This window comes from Streptomyces sp. NPDC043867 (assembly GCF_056435845.1).
The window spans coordinates 61953-78611 of the sequence record NZ_JBWKDS010000024.1 but is presented as its reverse complement, the minus strand read 5'-3'; the positions used below and the strand labels follow the sequence as shown (position 1 = coordinate 78611).

The 16659-nt window shown below is 66.5% G+C and carries 10 protein-coding genes and 3 pseudogenes; 4 read left to right on the top strand and 9 right to left on the bottom strand.

The features are described 5' to 3' along the window. Positions 1-554: 554 nt before the first annotated feature. From AC069T_RS23585 to AC069T_RS23545, 9 genes and pseudogenes are all read right to left on the bottom strand, one after another. The gene (locus AC069T_RS23585; RefSeq protein ID WP_478784601.1) at positions 555-3128 is read right to left on the bottom strand and encodes a pullulanase X25 domain-containing protein; all 2574 of its coding nucleotides are present in this window, start codon (positions 3126-3128) and stop codon (positions 555-557) included. A 360-nt stretch (positions 3129-3488) separates the two neighbouring features. After that, positions 3489-6149: a pullulanase-type alpha-1,6-glucosidase gene (gene pulA, locus AC069T_RS23580; protein ID WP_478784648.1), complete on the bottom strand. Its 2661-nt coding sequence runs from the start codon at positions 6147-6149 to the stop codon at positions 3489-3491. A 33-nt stretch (positions 6150-6182) separates the two neighbouring features. After that, positions 6183-6845 (bottom strand): annotated as a pseudogene (locus AC069T_RS23575) (pullulanase X25 domain-containing protein); the annotation flags it as partial. Between the two features lie 92 nt (positions 6846-6937). Then, positions 6938-8644, bottom strand: coding sequence for a glycoside hydrolase family 13 protein (locus AC069T_RS23570; protein ID WP_478784600.1), 1707 nt, complete (start codon positions 8642-8644; stop codon positions 6938-6940). A gap of 105 nt (positions 8645-8749) precedes the next feature. Next, a complete protein-coding gene (locus tag AC069T_RS23565; protein WP_478784599.1) occupies positions 8750-9649 on the bottom strand; it encodes a sugar ABC transporter permease in 900 nt (299 codons plus the stop codon). Then, a complete protein-coding gene (locus AC069T_RS23560) occupies positions 9646-10644 on the bottom strand; it encodes a carbohydrate ABC transporter permease (protein ID WP_478784598.1) in 999 nt (332 codons plus the stop codon). The genes AC069T_RS23565 and AC069T_RS23560 overlap by 4 nt, the downstream gene beginning before the upstream one ends. A gap of 85 nt (positions 10645-10729) precedes the next feature. Further along, positions 10730-12007 (bottom strand): extracellular solute-binding protein, encoded by a 1278-nt coding sequence (locus AC069T_RS23555; protein WP_478784597.1) that lies wholly within the window; start codon positions 12005-12007, stop codon positions 10730-10732. A gap of 355 nt (positions 12008-12362) precedes the next feature. After that, positions 12363-13391, bottom strand: coding sequence for a LacI family DNA-binding transcriptional regulator (locus tag AC069T_RS23550; protein WP_478784596.1), 1029 nt, complete (start codon positions 13389-13391; stop codon positions 12363-12365). A gap of 527 nt (positions 13392-13918) precedes the next feature. Continuing rightward, the gene (locus AC069T_RS23545) at positions 13919-14086 is read right to left on the bottom strand and encodes a hypothetical protein (RefSeq protein ID WP_478784653.1); all 168 of its coding nucleotides are present in this window, start codon (positions 14084-14086) and stop codon (positions 13919-13921) included. A gap of 218 nt (positions 14087-14304) precedes the next feature. Between AC069T_RS23545 and AC069T_RS23540 the strand changes: the two are divergent. From AC069T_RS23540 to AC069T_RS23525, 4 genes and pseudogenes are all read left to right on the top strand, one after another. Continuing rightward, positions 14305-14550: pseudogene (locus AC069T_RS23540) on the top strand (aminoglycoside phosphotransferase family protein); the annotation flags it as partial. A gap of 294 nt (positions 14551-14844) precedes the next feature. After that, positions 14845-15096, top strand: a complete 252-nt coding sequence (locus AC069T_RS23535; protein WP_478784595.1) for a hypothetical protein — start codon at positions 14845-14847, stop codon at positions 15094-15096. Next, positions 15093-15482: a PIN domain-containing protein gene (locus AC069T_RS23530; protein WP_478784594.1), complete on the top strand. Its 390-nt coding sequence runs from the start codon at positions 15093-15095 to the stop codon at positions 15480-15482. The genes AC069T_RS23535 and AC069T_RS23530 overlap by 4 nt, the downstream gene beginning before the upstream one ends. An 836-nt stretch (positions 15483-16318) precedes the next feature. After that, positions 16319-16447, top strand: a pseudogene (locus tag AC069T_RS23525) (undecaprenyl-diphosphatase); the annotation flags it as partial. Positions 16448-16659 lie beyond the last annotated feature (212 nt).

Here is a 16659-nt window from a genome sequence, read left to right as displayed (position 1 = left end):
CCGTACCTCGGCTTCTGCGGGCTGGCAGCACCACAACGGGGAAAGCCCCTGCTGGGTTGTGGAGCGGACCGTCGCCCAACTTCACCAGTCGAGCGGCCCCGGGTCCGCTGCGAGATACGCGCGGCACCCATTCGGAGAGCTCCGCCTTGTCTGCAGCATCAACTGCTCGAGGCGCCCGACCTCATCCTGGGGAGATCAGTAGGAGTCGTGAACAATGGTGCTCCCTGCTTCCCGCCTTTGGTTGCACCCGGCCCCAGAACGCTCTGGAGGGGCCGGGGCGCTCACGTCTCGACCACCGCCCCTCCACAGCGATGAGGCCGGTATGGTTCAGCGGTCCTCCATCGCGGGCCTCGTCTCTGCCAGGGAAGCCTTCTTCCCCTCCCCGCCATAGCTGTGCAACGCTCACGCGGGAGCCGATGTCCGCGCAGACCTACGCACCGCGTCGGGCAGGTCGCCGCACCGCGGGCAGGCAGCTCCGCCCGTACTCGTCCGCGTACAAGGATGAGGGCTGTGGTCAACGCCTCGCGGTGCGATGGTGGTAGGGACCTGTTGGGTCAGTTCTTCTTGAAGACGGTCACTGCCAGGCTCCCTGCGGTATTGCCTGTCGTGCTGACTGCTCCGGTGGTGTCGAGGACCTTCGTCCAGGAGCCGGTCGGCAGGTTCGCGTTGTACGTGGTGCTGGTGGGGTTGTAAACGACGACGGTGTCGTAGTCGGTGGGTGCGCTCTCGCGGGAGCTCGCAGCGGAGATGATGACCTGACCGTCGGTCCGGGCGGTGGCTTGTGCCTTGACCGCGTCCCAGGAGTGCAGCCGCAGGGCGGGGGTTGACTTGCGCAGGGCGATGGCGTCCTTGTAGTAGCGGAAGGTTGTGGCGTGGGCCGTCTTCTCTCCCCACTGGATGGCGTTGACGCTGTCCGGTGCCTCGTAGGAGTTCTTGGCTGTTTCGTAGTCGCCGCCGACGACCTTGGAGTGAAGGAATTCATCGCCCTCGTGGATGAAGGGGATGCCCTGGGAGGTCAGGACTATGCCGGCGCCGAAGCGGTCCATCTGACCTGCGCGTCCTGTGGCCCCTCCGGTGACACCGGAGTATGTGATCTTGTCCCAGAGGTTGAGGTCGTCGTGGGCTGAGACGTAGTTGATCGTCTGCTCGGGGTCGTAGGCGAAGGCCGGGTTCCACGGGTCGGAGAGGGGTGTGGTGCTCTTCACCGCGAGGGGAGAGCCCTGCATGCCGGCTGCGACGGTCGCGGCGTTGCCACCCGAGCCGCCCATGTAGCCGAGGTTCTGGTCGCGGGTGCCGCCCTTGATGGCGTCGCGGTAGGCGCCGTTGAAGACGCCGACGTGGGCGTCGGCCAGTGCGGGGGTGGTTCCGTAGCGCACCTTTTGGGGCTCGAGCGGGTCACTGACGCCGCCGCTCCACGGTTCGCCGTAGATCTGCAGCATGCGGTCGGGGAAGGTGGCGTTGAGGTGCTTGGCCCAGTTGTCGACGTTTTTGTAGTGGTGGACTCCCAGCAGGTCGAAGCGGAAGCCGTCGATGTTGTAGTTCCTGACCCACGACTCAAGACTGTCTCTGATCATGCGGCTGACCATGGGGTTGCCATCGTCGATGGAGTTTCCCGTGGCCGACAGATCATTTGGGGTGTAGTACTTCCCGGTGATCCCTTGCAGTGCGTCCTTGCTGTAGGTGTGGTTGTAGACGACGTCCATGATGACGCGGATGCCGTTCTTGTGGAATTCGTTGACCATGTCCGCGAATTCCCTGGCCCGGTCCTCGGGGGCGGTGAACTGGGAGAACTGCTCCTCGGGGACGTTGTAGTTGACGGGGTCGTAGCCCCAGTTGGGTACCTTGCTGTTGAAGTCGAACGACGGCAGGAGCTGAACGTGGGTGACGCCGAGTTCCTTCAGGTGGTCAATGCCCGTCTTGGCTCCGTTGTTCGTGGTGCCGCTTTGGACCAGGCCGAGGAATTTGCCGCGCTTGGCGCTGTCCACTCCGGAGCTGGCGTCAATAGTGAAGTTGCGGACGCTCATCTCGTAGATGACGGCGTCTTCGCGTTTGGCCGCCGGCGGGGTGGGCGCCCAGGTTCCGGCGGTGGGCCGTATCGCGGCGGGATCGAGGACGATGCCCTCGGTGGTGCCTGGTTTCACCATGCGGGCGTAGGGGTCACGAACGGTGTTGTTGCCGACGCGGAATTGGTAGGCCTGGTTCTTCTGGTCCCCGCTCACTACGACCTCGTACACGTCGGTGTATCCGGCCAGGGTCACGGGCTTGAGGGGGTAGCTCTGGCCTCCGAGGGTCACGGTCACTGCGGAGCTGTCGGGTGACCAGATGCGGAAGGTCGTCCTGCTGGGGGTGTAGGTGGCGCCCAGGGTGCCGGTGGGCGCGGGGTCACTCCCACCCGCTTCGGTCTGAACCGTCAGTACATGTGAGGTGCTGTCGTAGCGGAACTGTGTGGTGGAGCCGGATCGGGGGACGGTGAAGCTGATGTTGGCGCCGCTGGGGCTGCCGCCTTGACCGTAGCTTTCGGCCCAGGACTGGCCGACGGCGGCTTTGACCTCGTGGGTTCCAGCCGGGATGGCGGTCGTGGCCCAGGTGTAGATGCCGTCGCCGTCGATGTCCTTGAGCCAGGAGGTGAGGCAGTCGGGGGCCCAGTCGGCGGCGCAGCCGAGCTCGGACTGGAAGGAGCCTCCCGCGGTGACGATCTTGGCGTTGATGTCGTCGGTGATCCAGTGAGTGACCGGGTCGTAGACGAAGGTGACTCTCTTGCCCCCGGCGGGGACTGTCAGCGGGATGTCGGCGCCGGAGGGCTGTGCCTTGGCTCCGTAGTTCTCGCTCCAGCTCTTGTCGAGGGCGGCCTTGTAGGCGTAGGAGCCGGCCGGGAGGGTCATGGTTTTGGACCAACCTCCGGACCCGTCGGTGCGTGCCGTGAGCTGCGCTTGGTCGCAGTCGGTCGCCCAGTCGCCCGGGCAGCCGATCTCGCTGTTGAAGCTGCCGGGGACGGACACGGCGCTGGGGGCGGCTTGTGCGGGGGTATCCAGGGCGGGGACGAGGACGAGAGCGACGGCGCCGGTCGCGATGGCGGCGCAGAGAGTTGTTGCTCGGTGGCGCCGGAGGGGTGGTGGAGTGCCGTGCATGGGGGTGCCTCCTGGGGAGGGGATCCACTGCGGGGCCCGCAAGGCGGGTGCGTGGAGGAGTGGCGTGAGCTGGCGGCGGTGCGGCACGGTTGGTCGGCTCGGGCTTCCGCACGGACCGTGGCAGATGACCTCAGTGTTCACGTGTTGCTAACTCAAGTTAATAATTGGTTACTTGTTGGCCGTCAAGGTGTCTCACAAGGCCTCTTGTGAATGAGTGGCACCTGCACTGAGACAGGAGGCTGTGGCGCAAGGGCACGGCCCGGGGGGGGGGGGGGGGGGGGGGGGGGGGGGGGGGGAGGGGGGGCGCCCCCCCCCCCCCCCCCCCCCCCCCGGGCCGATAGGAGCCTTGAAAGCTGGCGGTTATCGCTGGACGAACACGGCCACCGTGCGTGCGGGAACGGTAAACGTGCCGTTGTGAGCACTAAACGCGGACTGCTTGACCGTGAAGTCGCCACCCCGTGCCAGAACCGGATGCAGCACCTGCCGACTTCCCGCCAGACCCTCGACGGTCTGCTTCTGGACCCGTGGAGTGGCGTTGTAGATGACCGTGACGGCCTCGTAGGTGTCCAGCCCTCGTCCGTCCAAGTGCTGGGTAATGACTCCGGGAATCTCCCCCGGGGTGCCGGAGAGCGGGAATCCCAGGCGCTTTTGCACGGCAGCGGCGCTGGGGAGGGAGAACAGCGGCGAGGACTCTTTGATCTTCAGCAACTGCTGGAACTGCGCACCGGCCTCGCCGATCTCCTTGCAGCCCGGGATAAGGGAGGCGCTGCTCAGCAAGGGCTTGGCAAGGTTCCACTGAGCACGGTTGGACTCGGCCAAGGGCAGACCGCGACCGAAACCGTTGCCGGCGCGGCAGTCCCACTGGATGGCGTTGAACCAGTCGCCGCTGTCGTAGGAGTTGCCGTCCAGCGACTTGGAGCGCAGTAGGTCCGTCCCGGCCTGGGTCATGCTCGGACTCTGCGACAGCGTGCTCGCCGCCAGGGCCAGAGCTTGCATGCGGGCTCGGGCCTCCGGCGTAGTGCCGACCGGAAGCTTGTAAGCCAGCGCATCGTACAAGGCCAGGTTGTCGTGCGCTTCCACGTAGTTGACGGCTTCACCGGGCGCAGCCGTGTACCCGGCCGGGTGGCCGTTGTAGTCGAGCTGAGAGCCCTTGCGGCGGGTGCCGTCGCTGGTGGTGAAAGAGTAGTCGGCCAGGTTGCCGGCCAGCCCGACCTTCACCAAGTCCATGTCCTTGAGCAGCCGCGTCTTTTGCTGCTCCGGGGTGCCGTTGACGTCGGCGGCGTTGGGATCGGTGAACAGACCGCTGGCGAAGCCCTGGCGACGGGGGTCGGCGTCCGAGATGCCTCCGCCGCGTACGCCGTCACGCAGCCGGTCGTTGAAGGTGCCGATACCGGTGCCGGCCATGTTCTCCTGGGTGGCCTGAACGAACCGGGCGTCGTCGGCGACCACCCCGTAGTTCCAGCCCTCGCCGTACAGGGCAATGTTCTTCCCATCGACACCGTCGCGACCGGGAGTGAGCTGGGCCAGGGCATCGTCGACATCGAGCATGGTCTGCTTGGGGTCCAGGCCCATTAGATCGAAGCGGAAACCGTCGATGCGGTACTGCTTGGCCCAGGTGGTGACGGAGTCGACGACGAGCTTGTTCATCATCGCGTGCTCGGGGGCGGTGTCGGCGCAGCAACTGTCCCGGGTGACGGCACCGGTGGCATCCAGACGGTGGTAGTAGCCGGGGACGATGCGGTCCAGGACTGAGGCCGGGTCCTGGCCGGCGGCGGCGGTGTGGTTGTAAACGACGTCCATGACAACCCGCAGACCGGCCCTGTGGAGGTTTTGGATCATCTGCCGGAACTCCACGACGCGTGCGGCACCATTCGGGTCGGTGGCGTAGGAGCCCTCGGGCACGGTGAAGTGCAACGGGTTGTAGCCCCAGTTGTAGGCGTCGGTTGCCTGGGTTCCCGCCACACAAGCCTGCTGTGCCTCGGAGTCCGGAGCCATCGACGGCAGGTCGCACGCCGGGACGGCCTGGTCGCTGCGCTGCTCGGCGGTCCCCGCGAAGTCGAAGGCGGGCAGGAGTTGCACGGAGGTGACGCCGGAGCCGGACAGTTCCTTCAGGTGCTTGAACCCGGCCGACGCCGGGTGGGTGAGAGCGCTGTAGGTGCCGCGGGCGGCGGCAGGGACAGTGTCGTCCGCCGCGGAGAAGTCACGCAGGTGCAGTTCCTGGATCTGCTGCTTTCCTGCGGCGATAGCCTTGGGCGGGCGGCTGCGTGCCCAGCCGGGCGGAGCGGTGGAGCGGTCGTGGAGGTCGACGATCTGGCTGAGACGGGAGTCGGTGGACAGGGAGAGCGAGTACGGGTCGGTGACGTGATTGGTGACGGTCTTGAGAACGGCGGGCGCCCAGACCTTCACAGCGAAGCGGTAGTACTTGTTCTTCCAGTTCTTCTCGCCTCGCACTGACCAGATGCCCGTGCGGGGGTTGAGGGTCATGCCTATCAGGCGCGGCTGGGTAGTCGTGGCCGTGTCGTAGAGCTCGGCGCTGACGCTTTTCGCGGTGGGCGCCCACACCGACAGCGTGGGCTTGTCGCCTGTGAAGACGGGGCCGAGGCTGGCTTTGCGAGCCGGTGCGGCATAGAGGTCATCGAGCACGCCCGGGGTCTGCAGGCCGGTCGCGGAGTGCAGCGTGCCGTCCGGGTCGAGGGCGGCGACTGCGACCTGGCCCTTGAGAAGTGCCGGGGCCTTTGCGGCCCATGCGCGCGGGAGCCGCAGTGCCGAGAGCTTCGCCAGGTGGGGGTACTGCCTTTTGACCGCTGCAGGCAGTCCGGTGGGGTCGTAGGTCAGTGGGATGGTGGTGCCGCCTGTAATGCCGGTCCCTCCCGCTGCAAGTCCTCCGTCGGGGGCTGCGGCGAGTTGGTAGGTCCGTTGGGCTGGCTCCTCGCCGAGGTCCCAGGCGATCAGATCTTTGGTGAGCCAGTGTGCTGCCCGGGGGGCGAGGCTGGGTTTGGGCTCACCCGCATAGACGTTCAGGTTTTGCGAGGAGCCGGTGTGACTGAACGTGGTCTTCGCACCGTCTGCAGCGACGGTGAAAGAGGTGGCCGTGCCCGTGGGGGTGCCAGGCAGGCCCAGGGCGGCGCGGGCCGTGTAGGTCCCTGCGGGCAGGCCGGTGGTGGTGAAGGTGGCCGTGCCGTCACCGTCGGGATCGGTGAGCCAGGACGCCAGGCAGTCGGCGGCCCCGTCGCTGGTACAGCCCAGTTCGCTCTGGAAGTCACCGACGGCGGTGACGAGCGTCGTGGTGAGCGTGTCGGTGACCCAGTGGGTGACCGGGTCGTAGATGAACATCACGTCTGCCCCGCCGGCCGGGACGGTCAGTGGGATGTTCGCTCCCCCCGGGATGGCGTTGAGCCCGTAGTTGACGGCCCAGCTCTTGTCGAGCGCGGCCTTGTAGGAGTACGTCCCTGCCTTCAGCCGTGCGGTGAGAGCCCATGCCCCGTCCGCGCGATGCTTCATCTGGGCTTGGTCGCAGTCGGGTGCCCAGTCGCCTGCGCAGCCGAGCTGGCTGTCGAAGTCGGAGGCGATGGCGACCGCGGTGGGCGGGGTGTCAGCGGCGAGGGCCGGCGTGAGGCCCCCTGCGGTGGAGGTGCCTATGAGGACGAGTGCGGTGACGATGAGCTGGGGTGTGCGCCGACGGCCGTCTTTGGGCACTCGGGAGGGTCTACGAAGCATGGAGACCTCGCTGGTATGGGGCAGGACGTGAAGTCCTGGGGGAAGAGGCTGTTGCGCTGCCGGGGCTGCGCGGGGCCTGGGGGTGCGCCGTTTCAGCGGCTGGTCCACCAGATGGTGGTGTCGCCCGGCAGGTGTGCTTGCGTGCCGTCCGTGGTGTGGGGAGCGCTGGAGAGCAGCGGTTCGCCCGGCGCGGTGATCCGTACCGGCTGACCGGTGGTGTTGACCGTGCAGGTGAAGACCGTGCCGTCAGGGGCGTGGCGCTCGAAGGCGAGTACACCTTCGTGGCTGGCGAGCCAGCGCAGGTTGTCGGCTCCGCCGAGGGCCACGTGGTCGCGGCGGATGGCGAGTGCGGCGCGGTAGAGCTGGAGGGTGGAGGCCGGATCGCCGCTCTGGGCGTCGACGCTGAGCGTGGCCCACTCCTCAGGCTGAGGCAGCCAGCTCGGACCACCCGTAACGGCGTTGAACCCGTAGGGGGCCTGGGTTCCCGACCAGGGGATTGGGACCCGGCATCCGTCTCGGAAGCCGTCTTGACCATCGGCCCTGAAGAACGAGGGGTCTTGCCGCACCTCGTCGGGCAAATCGGTGACGTCGGGCAGGCCGAGCTCCTCCCCCTGGTACAGGTAGGCGGAGCCTGGCAGTGCGAGCATGAGGAGGCTGGCGGCGCGGGCGCGGCGCAGGCCCAGCACCCGGTCGCCGGGGGTACGAATCTGGGTTCCCACTCCGGGCGGATTGGCGAAGCGGGTGGTGTGCCGGGTGACGTCATGATTGGACAGGACCCACGTGGCGGGGGCCCCGACGTGGCGCACGGTGGTCAGGGTTTCGTCGATGACCTGCCGCAGGGGCTCGGCGTCCCACGAGGTGGCCAGGTAGGGGAAGTTGAATGCCTGGTGCAGTTCGTCGGGGCGTACGTAGTTCGCGGTGCGCTCCAGCGTGGGAGCCCATGCCTCGGCGACGCCGATCCGGTTGCCTGCGTACTCGTCGAGGATGGTGCGCCAGGCGCGGTAAATCTCATGCACACCGTCTTGGTCGAAGCACGGGCTGGCGCCGTTGCCCAGCAGCCTGAGCGGGTCGTGGGCGCCGAGGTCGGGCAGGCCCGGGGCTTTGACCAGGCCGTGGGCGACGTCGATGCGGAAGCCGTCGACGCCTAGGTCGAGCCAGAACCGCAGGATGGAGGCGAACTCGTCGTGGACGGCGCGGTGGTCCCAGTTGAAGTCGGGCTGCTGGGGGGCGAACAGGTGCAGGTACCACTGCCCCGGTGTCCCGTCGGGGTTCTTCGTCCGGGTCCAGGCCGGACCGCCGAAGATGGATTCCCAGTCGTTGGGTGGCAGCTCGCCGTTCTTGCCTAGGCCGTCGCGGAAGTGGAAGCGTTCACGTAGGCGGGAACCAGGGCCTTCGCTCAGGGCGCGCTGGAACCATTCGTGCTGGTCGGAGCAGTGGTTGGGCACAAGGTCGACGATGATCCGCAGGCTCAGCTGGTGGGCGTCCTCGATCAGTGCGACGGCGTCGGACAGGCTGCCGAACATCGGGTCGACGACCCGGTAGTCGGCGACGTCGTAACCGGCATCGGCCTGCGGGGAGGCGTAGAAGGGAGAGAGCCACACCGCGTCCACGCCGAGCGAGCGAAGGTAGGGCAACCGGCTGCGGACACCGGGAAGATCGCCTATGCCGTCGCCGTTGGCATCGGCGAAGCTGCGCGGATAGACCTGGTAGATCACCGCTTCCCGCCACCAGTCGGCCGGACGGACGGTGCCGGCGTCCGGGTCGGCGGCAGGGTCGGTGGCGACAAGGTACTGGGTCATGGAGAGGGAGTCCTCACGACAGCGGCGCTTGGGCGCCGACAGGTACGGAGCAGGGACTTCGCTATGGAAATGGGGGCTGCGACACCCGCTGGCGGGGTTTGTGACTTAGCCCTTGGTGCCGCCAGCTGTCAGACCGGTGACCAGGTGTTTTTGGACGATGTAGAAGACGAGTCCGGCGGGGAGAGCGATGAGTATCGACGTGGCCGCCATGTAGTTCCACTGGGAGTTGAACTGGCTGACGTAGGACTGCAGACCCACCGCGAGGGTGTAATTGCCTTCCGAGAGCATGAACTTGGAGGCGAAGGCGACTTCGCCCCAGGCGGTGATGAAGGTGTAGAACGCTGCGACCGCCAGGCCGGGCCGGGCCAACGGCAAAACAAGGCGCCAGAAGGTGCCGAAGGGCGTCAGGCCGTCGATGCGTCCCGCCTCGTCGATCTCGGCGGGAATGGTGTCGAAGTAGCCCTTGAGCAGCCAGGCGCAGTACGGCACGGCGGTGGAGCAGTAGATGAGGACCAGTCCGCCGTAGGTGTCCAGCAGACCGACGCTTCCCATGATCTTGTACAGCGGCACCATGAGAACAGCGACCGGGAACATCTGGGTGAGCAGGAAGGTGTACATCAGCGAGCCACGGCCCAGAAAGCGGATCCGGGAGACGGCATACGCGCTACTCGCGGCGATCAGAACTCCGATCACCATGGTGGCGCCAGCGACGATCAACGAATTGAGCATCCACGTGCCGAAGCCCGTGTCCCGCAAGACGTGGCTGTAATTGGACAAGGTCGGGTCGTTGACGATGCGTCCGGGGTGCTGGTAGTCGTTCTTGTCTGCGCCGAGTGAAATGTAGAAGATCCACAGAACCGGGAAGACCGCGATGAAGGCGGCCCCGATGAGGACGGCATGCAGCGAGGCGGAGACGGAACGCCGCCGGCGGCTGCGCGGGCGGCTCGCGGAGTGAGCCGAGCCCGTCACGGGACGGGGGGTGACCTGAGCGGTGGTAGTGGTCATGCCAGGGCCCCTTGGTCGTTGCGCTTGAGCCAGCGGCGGTAGACGCTTGTGAAGACCACCAGGATCGACAGGCACAGGATGCCGACAGTCGCCGAGCCTGCGTAGTCCTGGGGCTGCTGGCCGAAGAAGAGGCGGTAGGCGTAGGTCACCAGGATCTGAACGCTGTCGCTGTTCCCGCCAAACAGCAGGAAGATCACGTTGAACTGGTTGAAGGTCCAGATGACGCCGAGCAGGATCACCGTGCTGCTGACCGGACGCAGTCCGGGCAGGACGACGTGGATGAAGCGCTGCCAGGGCGAGGCACCATCCATTTCCGCAGCTTCGTGGAGCTCCTTGGGGATGGCCTGCAGCCCGCCCAGCATGGAGATCATCATGAACGGCACACCGCACCAGATGTTCACGCCGATCGCGGCGAACTTCTGCGCCAGGGGATCGCTCAACCAGGACGGGGCGGGCAGGCCCACCGCGCCCAGCAGCTGGTTGACCACTCCGTCATCGGCCAGGATCAGACGCCAACCGAAGATGGTGACGAAGGTCGGCACCGCCCAGGGCAGGATGAGAAGAAGCCGGTAGAAGGCTCGCCCGCGCAGGTCACGGTTGAGGGCGATAGCCAGAGCCAGGCCTGTCGCGTACGTCAGGACGACGCAAGCCGCGGTCCAGGTGACCGTCCACACCAGGTGCGGCCAGAACTGGTTGTTCGCCCCGGTCAGCACCTCGGCATAGTTGTGCAGGCCTACCCAGGAGAAGCTGTCGGGGATGTGGTTGACACCAATGGTGCGGCCGACATTCTGGCTGGTGGCATCGGTGAACGTCAGATAGATCCCCTGTGCCAGGGGGTAAGCGACGACGGCCGCCAGGACGAGCACCACGGGCAGGCACATCGCCCAGGCGTACCAGTGTTGGTCGTAGGAATTCTTGAGGCGGTTGAGTGGGCCGGAGCCGGGCCCGGTGCTGTGCTGGTTCGCGCGGGCGGACTTGCCCTCGACGACGGTCATCTGACACCTCGGGGACAGGGGAAGGAGAGGTACGTCGGCTGGTCGTCCGCCCCGCGGCCGCGCGGGGCGGACGGACCGGGATTCGTCAGCTGACGCTGTAGTCCGACAGCAGCTTCTTCGCCTCTGCAGCCGCGTTGTCCAGACCGCCCTCGGTGCTCTCCTGACCGGAAAGGATCTTGATCAGCTGGGTTTCCAGCGGGGTGTACAGCGAGCTGTACTCCGGCAGGGCCAGGCGCGGCTGGCCGCTGGACAGGACCTTCTGGTAGCCAGCGATGCCCTGGTTGGCGGTGACTTGTGCGGTATAGGCATCACGGCGGGTGGGCAGCGTGCCATTCTTCACCGCCACACGGCTCTGCGCCGTGGCGGAGGTCATGAAGGCGATGAACTTCTGCGACGCTTTTTGGTGCGCGGCGTCCGAACCTGCATAGGCCACGAGGTTGTGACCGCCCAGGGGCGCACCCGCCTTGCCGCTGCTGCCGGCCGGGACGGGGGCGATGCCGAGGTTGTTCTTGTCTGCGAAAGCTGAACCCTTGAAAACGTTGGCGTTCTCCCACGGGCCCTGGATGATGCAGGCGACCTTGCCACTGCTGAAGGCGTCCATGATGTTGGGGTAGGCGTTGCTGGTGGTGTCCAGCTTCCTCGTGCCCTTCGCCTTCACCAGGTCCTTGAGCGTGTCGATGCCTTTGACAGCGGCCGGCGAGTTCAGGGTGATCTTCTTCGCCTGGGGGTCGACCATGTCGGTGCCCTCGCCGTAGAGGAACGGCATGGCGTAGTAGCCCTGCGGGTTGAAGGCGAAGCCGTCGACGCCGGTCTTTTCCTTGACCTTGGTGATGTCGCTCTTCCACTGCTTCCAGGTGGTCGGCGGCTCGGTGATACCGGCCTCGGTGAAGAGCTTCTTGTTGTACATCAGGGCCAGGGTGTCGGTGACCTGCGGAATGCCGTAGAGCTTGCCTTCGTACTTGCCCTGCTCGACCAGGCCGGGCTGGAACTTGGCGATCTCCTTGGCCGCGACGGTGCCGTCCAGCGGGGCGAGGTAGCTGGACTTCGCGAAGCCTGGGGTCCAGCCGACATCGGCGCGCAGTACGTCGGGGGCGCCCTTACTGCCTGCCGCCGTCTGGAACTTGGTCTGTGCGTCGCCGAAGGGCACACTGACGTGCTTGACCTTGATGTTGGGGTTGGCCTTCTCGAAGTCCTTGACCAAGGCCTTGTACGTGGGCGCTTCGTTCGTGGCGTCAGAGGTGTCCCACCAGGTGATGGTGACCGGACCGGAAGCGTCTCCTGATTCGGAAGCGCCGCCGGAACAGGCACTCGCAGTGACGCAGATGGCTGATATCAAGGCGGCTGCGGCGACGCCACGGCGCATGGGGACTCCTCGGGTAAGGGCGGATCCGGCAACGGTGGACCCGGTGCCGCTGCCGGCAGCGGGGCATGGAGCCGGCAGCGGTATGCGAGGGCACCTCCTGTACGTGTGCACACAGGAGGCCGGGCCGCGGGATGCTTCCTCGCCAGAGGAGGTCACACTGTGCCTCGCTATCTGGTGAGGCGGGAGCTTCACGAGCTCTCGCCTCGCAGACGTTAGCAGGTTATTAACAGCAGTTAGTTAACGGTTATGTAACGCGCCTGCCCCCTGCGGGACCCCAGCGGAGGCATAGACAAACCGCCCCTACGACGGGTCCGGTGACCACGCGGAGGAGCGGTTTGGAGCAGGAAGCGCCGGATCAGCCAACTGAGCCGGAGAGCCCCGGCGCAGCAGGAGGCCGACCACTGGAATCCCGGACAACCAGGTGGGTGCCGAGCAACTGATGGGGATGCTGGTCCTCGTTGCGGATTGCAGAGAACAACAGGTCTGCGGCAGTGCGACCCTTGGTGGTGATGGCCTGGCGGATCGTCGTCAGCCGCGGACGCGTCCATGACGACTCAGGCAGATCGTCATACCCGGTCACCGTCACGTCCCCAGGCACATTGAGCCCGAGGTCATGCAAGGCATCGACTGCACCGAAGGCGAGGATGTCCGACATCGCTACGATCGCCGTAGGAGAACTCGAAGCCACCACAGACTTCACCGCCTTGAATCCGTCCATCCGCGTGGCCGGCACCTCTACCAGCCGGACATCGTCCAGGCTCATGCCGCTCTCCCCCAGCGCACGGACTATCCCGGCCATGCGGCGGGCCAGCGGTCCGCGGTATCCGCGCTCGGCGCGCTCGGGCCCAGGATCGATCGACAGCAGTGCGATGCGCTGGTGCCCCAGGTCCAGGACGTGCCGCACGGCCTCATACGCCCCGCCCTCGTCGTCCACATCGACGCTGGGGACACCCTCATACGCGCTGCTGTCTACCAGAACGAATGGGATCCCCCGGCGGCGCAGCTCCGCCACCTCACCACGGTCGTGCTCGAGACCGCACACAATGAAACCGTCGACAGCCGCGTAGGGAATCGCCTTCAGCATCGAATCCCGAAGGGGCGGGGTCAGCAGCAGCGTGTACCCCTGCTCGTCGCACACCTGACCCACCCCTGTGAGGAATCGGGCGTAGTACGGGTTCTCCAGAACCTTCGCAAGGTTCTGCGGCAGCAGCACGCCCAGCGATTGCGTCTGCCCCGCCTTGAGCATGCGAGCCAGCGTGTTAGGCACGTAGCTCAGTTCCTGAGCGGCAGCCAGAATGCGGTCACGAGTACTGGCGGAGAGCTTCTCGGGACTGTTGAACGCAAACGACACCGCCGACCGCGACACCCCCGCGGCTTTGGCCACGTCATTGGCCGTGGGCCGCGACCGCCGGCTGCCCGACGTTGCTCCGGCCGAAGTGGTTCGCATGTCCGTCCCCCGAGTCCTCAACGATTACTAACGGTATAGCGCCGGGCCGCCCCGCGCGACCACCGGTCCCAGCGGCGGATGTCACTCCAGCCCCATCCCTACCTCACGACCAGCAATAATCCATCAGTTACTCGGGTTAGCAACCGTCGACCAAGGCCCCCCGACGGCGCTTGCGAGCACGAGCAGCCAGCCTGATACCCCAGCCCCAAGCATTCCGGGCCGGACGGTGGTCGCCGCCACGGCCCCGCCGGGCCCGGCCCTTCTGGCACAGGATCTGCAGGAGAGACGAGGACGACCCGACTCCTCTCCGGCGTGGGTGCGCCACCCGCATATGGCCTCGCACGGATGCCACGACCCCTCGACCCGAGATCCGCGAAGACGAACAGCGGGCCAAGCAGGTGGACGGTGGGGGCGGGATCGGGAGTCTGGTGAGGATCCACCGGCCCACTTGGCACTACTGCTCATCACGCGTCCGGACGGGCACGGCACCAGGCGCCGTCGGCGAGCAGGCGCAGGCCGTTAAGGCCGACGAGGACGGTAGAGCCCTCGCGTCCGGCGACGCCCAGCGGCAACGGCAGGGTGCCGACGAGATCCCAGACCGCCAGGACGGCGATGAAGGTGCCCGCGATCACGAGGTGGCTTCGTATGTGAAGTCGGACTCCACTTATCAATCAGTTCTGACTCCACTTGCCGCCCTGGGCACCTCGTTGTGTAAGTGATATTTGACTCCACGTGATGGCGTCGGACACGCGGTCGGAGCGCTCTGAATAGGCTCCGGATCAGCTCGGAGCGGGATGGGGTGACACCGCTGTCCCTGGATGTGTCTGTACCCAACGATGAGGAGGACGGTATGGAGCCACCAGAGCTCCGTCCCGCGATTGGGGCAGGGCGGGCCACCGCTTCGGAGCTGGGCCTCCAGGTCGACGATGTGGTCGTCATCCACAACTCGGACCGCGTCGCGCTCCGCCTAGTCCCTTCCGAGACCCTTGCCCGGGTCGCGCCCATCGGGGACCTGGCTGGTTCCGAGTTCGAGGTGGAAGTCGCCCGCCGTCTCGCCGAAGACGACGACGCTCCGGTGGCCGAACTCGACCCTCGGAAGCGCTAATGGTGCCGCTCCTGGGACCCGTCGCGGGTACGGGAAGAGACGACGGCCTGCGTCGACCATAGGCACGCTCGGCGCGGCCTCCATGCGGGTTGTCACATTGCTCTTGGCCGACGTCACACAGGACGATGATGACGTCGACTTCGCCGCGCTGTACGGCAGCCATGAGGAGCTCTCGCTTGCGAAATCACACCTACCGACCGTCCCTCGGCCCCTGGCCGGGGGAGGCGCAAGCAGCTACCTCAATCGCCTCCCCCGGGCGGGTATACCCGATGTATTCTGTCAGGCATGGCACACACAACGATCAAGGTCGAGAGCAGTGTCCGGGACCGGCTGGCGATCCTGGCCGCCGAGAAGGACACAACGATCGCGGGGCTCGTCGGCGAATTCGCCACCCACACCCTCACACAGAGCGAGCGGGACGAGCAGGTCGCGAAGACCCTCGAAGTCCTGCACACGCTCTCCGGCTACGCCCCGGATCCCGAGCAGGACCGCGCAGCAGACGATGAGCTCACGCGCCGGCTCGGCAGCGCCGCGTGAACCCTGTCGCCCCTGTCGATGTCGTCCTCGACGACAGCGCCCTGCTCGCCCTGGGCTCAGGCAACGTCCTGGCCTCCCGCCTTCTGTACCAGGCCGCCGAGACCGGGGCCTGGCGCGTCCACGTCGCGCTCGCCACACTCGCCGAAGCGGACCGGGTACGCACCGGACTCGCCGGCCACCTCGGCATGCTCGACCAGGTGGTTTTTCATCCGCTCGATCTCGCCGCGGTCCTGGCCGCCTCGGGCCACGAGCGGTCTCTGGGCTGGTGCCACACCCACCATGTGGCCATGCCCGGCCCCGAGCGCCTGGACGGGGCACGCGTCGCCACCGTCCAGCCCGAGGCCTGGGACAAGGCCGGCGTCCGGGTGCTCGACCTCGCGCCGTGAGATACACCTAACCCCTGAATAACTCTGGGTCGTCCGCCTCCCGACGGACGACCCAGAGCGCCTGCTTCCCCTTACTCGGTACTATCCCTGGTCCTCTTCCGGAGCGAGCGGTTCCTCATCCGGTGCCTCAGTGCCGTCACGAGAGTCTTCATCCTTCGGCCAGGCGTCCTTCACCTCAAGCGCGGACGTGCTGGGACGCTGCGGCGCCACGCACGCCCGGGAGGTCGCCCCGTACCGGTCGTGGCTCGCGGTGGCCCTGGCCGACGCGAACGAGCCCGAGCAGGCCGCCGAAGAGGCCAGGAACGTCATCGCCCAATCCGGCGGGACCTCTCCCCTGAGCGCACGGAGGACGTGCACGAGGTGCGCGGAGTACTCGCCGACTACGGGCGCTTGTTGCCTGTCTGATCGTGACAGTGGTACTGCCTACCGCGTAGAGGCCTCGGAGATGGCGGCTCAGGCGGTCCTGAAGGGTGTCGAGCGCCGTCCGGGCTGCTGCCGCGCTTCGGTGTGGCTCCAGCCACTGCAACACAGTGGCGGCCAGTTCGCGGACTTCGAGTCGCGCAATGTGGGCACGGAGGTGCAATGCGGATTCCGTTGCCGCTGCCCGGAATTGCTCACTCATCCTGACCCCGGGCGGGCAGCTCGTTCGCCGCCATGCTGCCTTCAAGCGCGTGCTGTATCTCCATGATTGATTCCCGCTGCAAACGAGGTGGCTGCGCTTCATGGCCGGCGAGGGAGAGCACTGGAAAGTGCCATCTCCTACTGCTCTCCCATTCAATCGTGACGAGTGGTGGAAACAGCAGGTCAGAGCCGCTCAGAACCTCGACTTGAACTCGTTCATGAAATTCATTTCAACAAAGAGCTTCATGCCGTTCGTCTACTACCGCATTGCCCTCGGTGTGGTGATGATTGTGCTGGTCAGCATGGGTGTGCTCAGCCCGCACGCGGGCGAATCCGGCGGCTGAACCCGGGCCGCGCAGGCAGCGCTATCTAGCATTTCCTAGCGCCTGATTGCAGCACCACGCCATGATCATCTCCCACTTGTCTCCCACTCATCTCCCACCGGGGAGGCGGGATACGCCCCACCAGGACGTGTGCGCCCGCAAAGTAGGGGATGACGCGGAAGGGGGCGCCCGTCCGTTGCGGCCCTTTCTTCCCCAAGGGGGGGAGGATTCGC

Coding starts and splice junctions, on each gene's coding strand:
- AC069T_RS23585 (WP_478784601.1), bottom strand. CDS start 3,128: ATGCACGGCACTCCACCACCCCTCCGGCGCCACCGAGCAACAACTCTC.
- AC069T_RS23570 (WP_478784600.1), bottom strand. CDS start 8,644: ATGACCCAGTACCTTGTCGCCACCGACCCTGCCGCCGACCCGGACGCC.
- AC069T_RS23565 (WP_478784599.1), bottom strand. CDS start 9,649: ATGACCACTACCACCGCTCAGGTCACCCCCCGTCCCGTGACGGGCTCG.
- AC069T_RS23560 (WP_478784598.1), bottom strand. CDS start 10,644: ATGACCGTCGTCGAGGGCAAGTCCGCCCGCGCGAACCAGCACAGCACC.
- AC069T_RS23555 (WP_478784597.1), bottom strand. CDS start 12,007: ATGCGCCGTGGCGTCGCCGCAGCCGCCTTGATATCAGCCATCTGCGTC.
- AC069T_RS23535 (WP_478784595.1), top strand. CDS start 14,845: ATGGCACACACAACGATCAAGGTCGAGAGCAGTGTCCGGGACCGGCTG.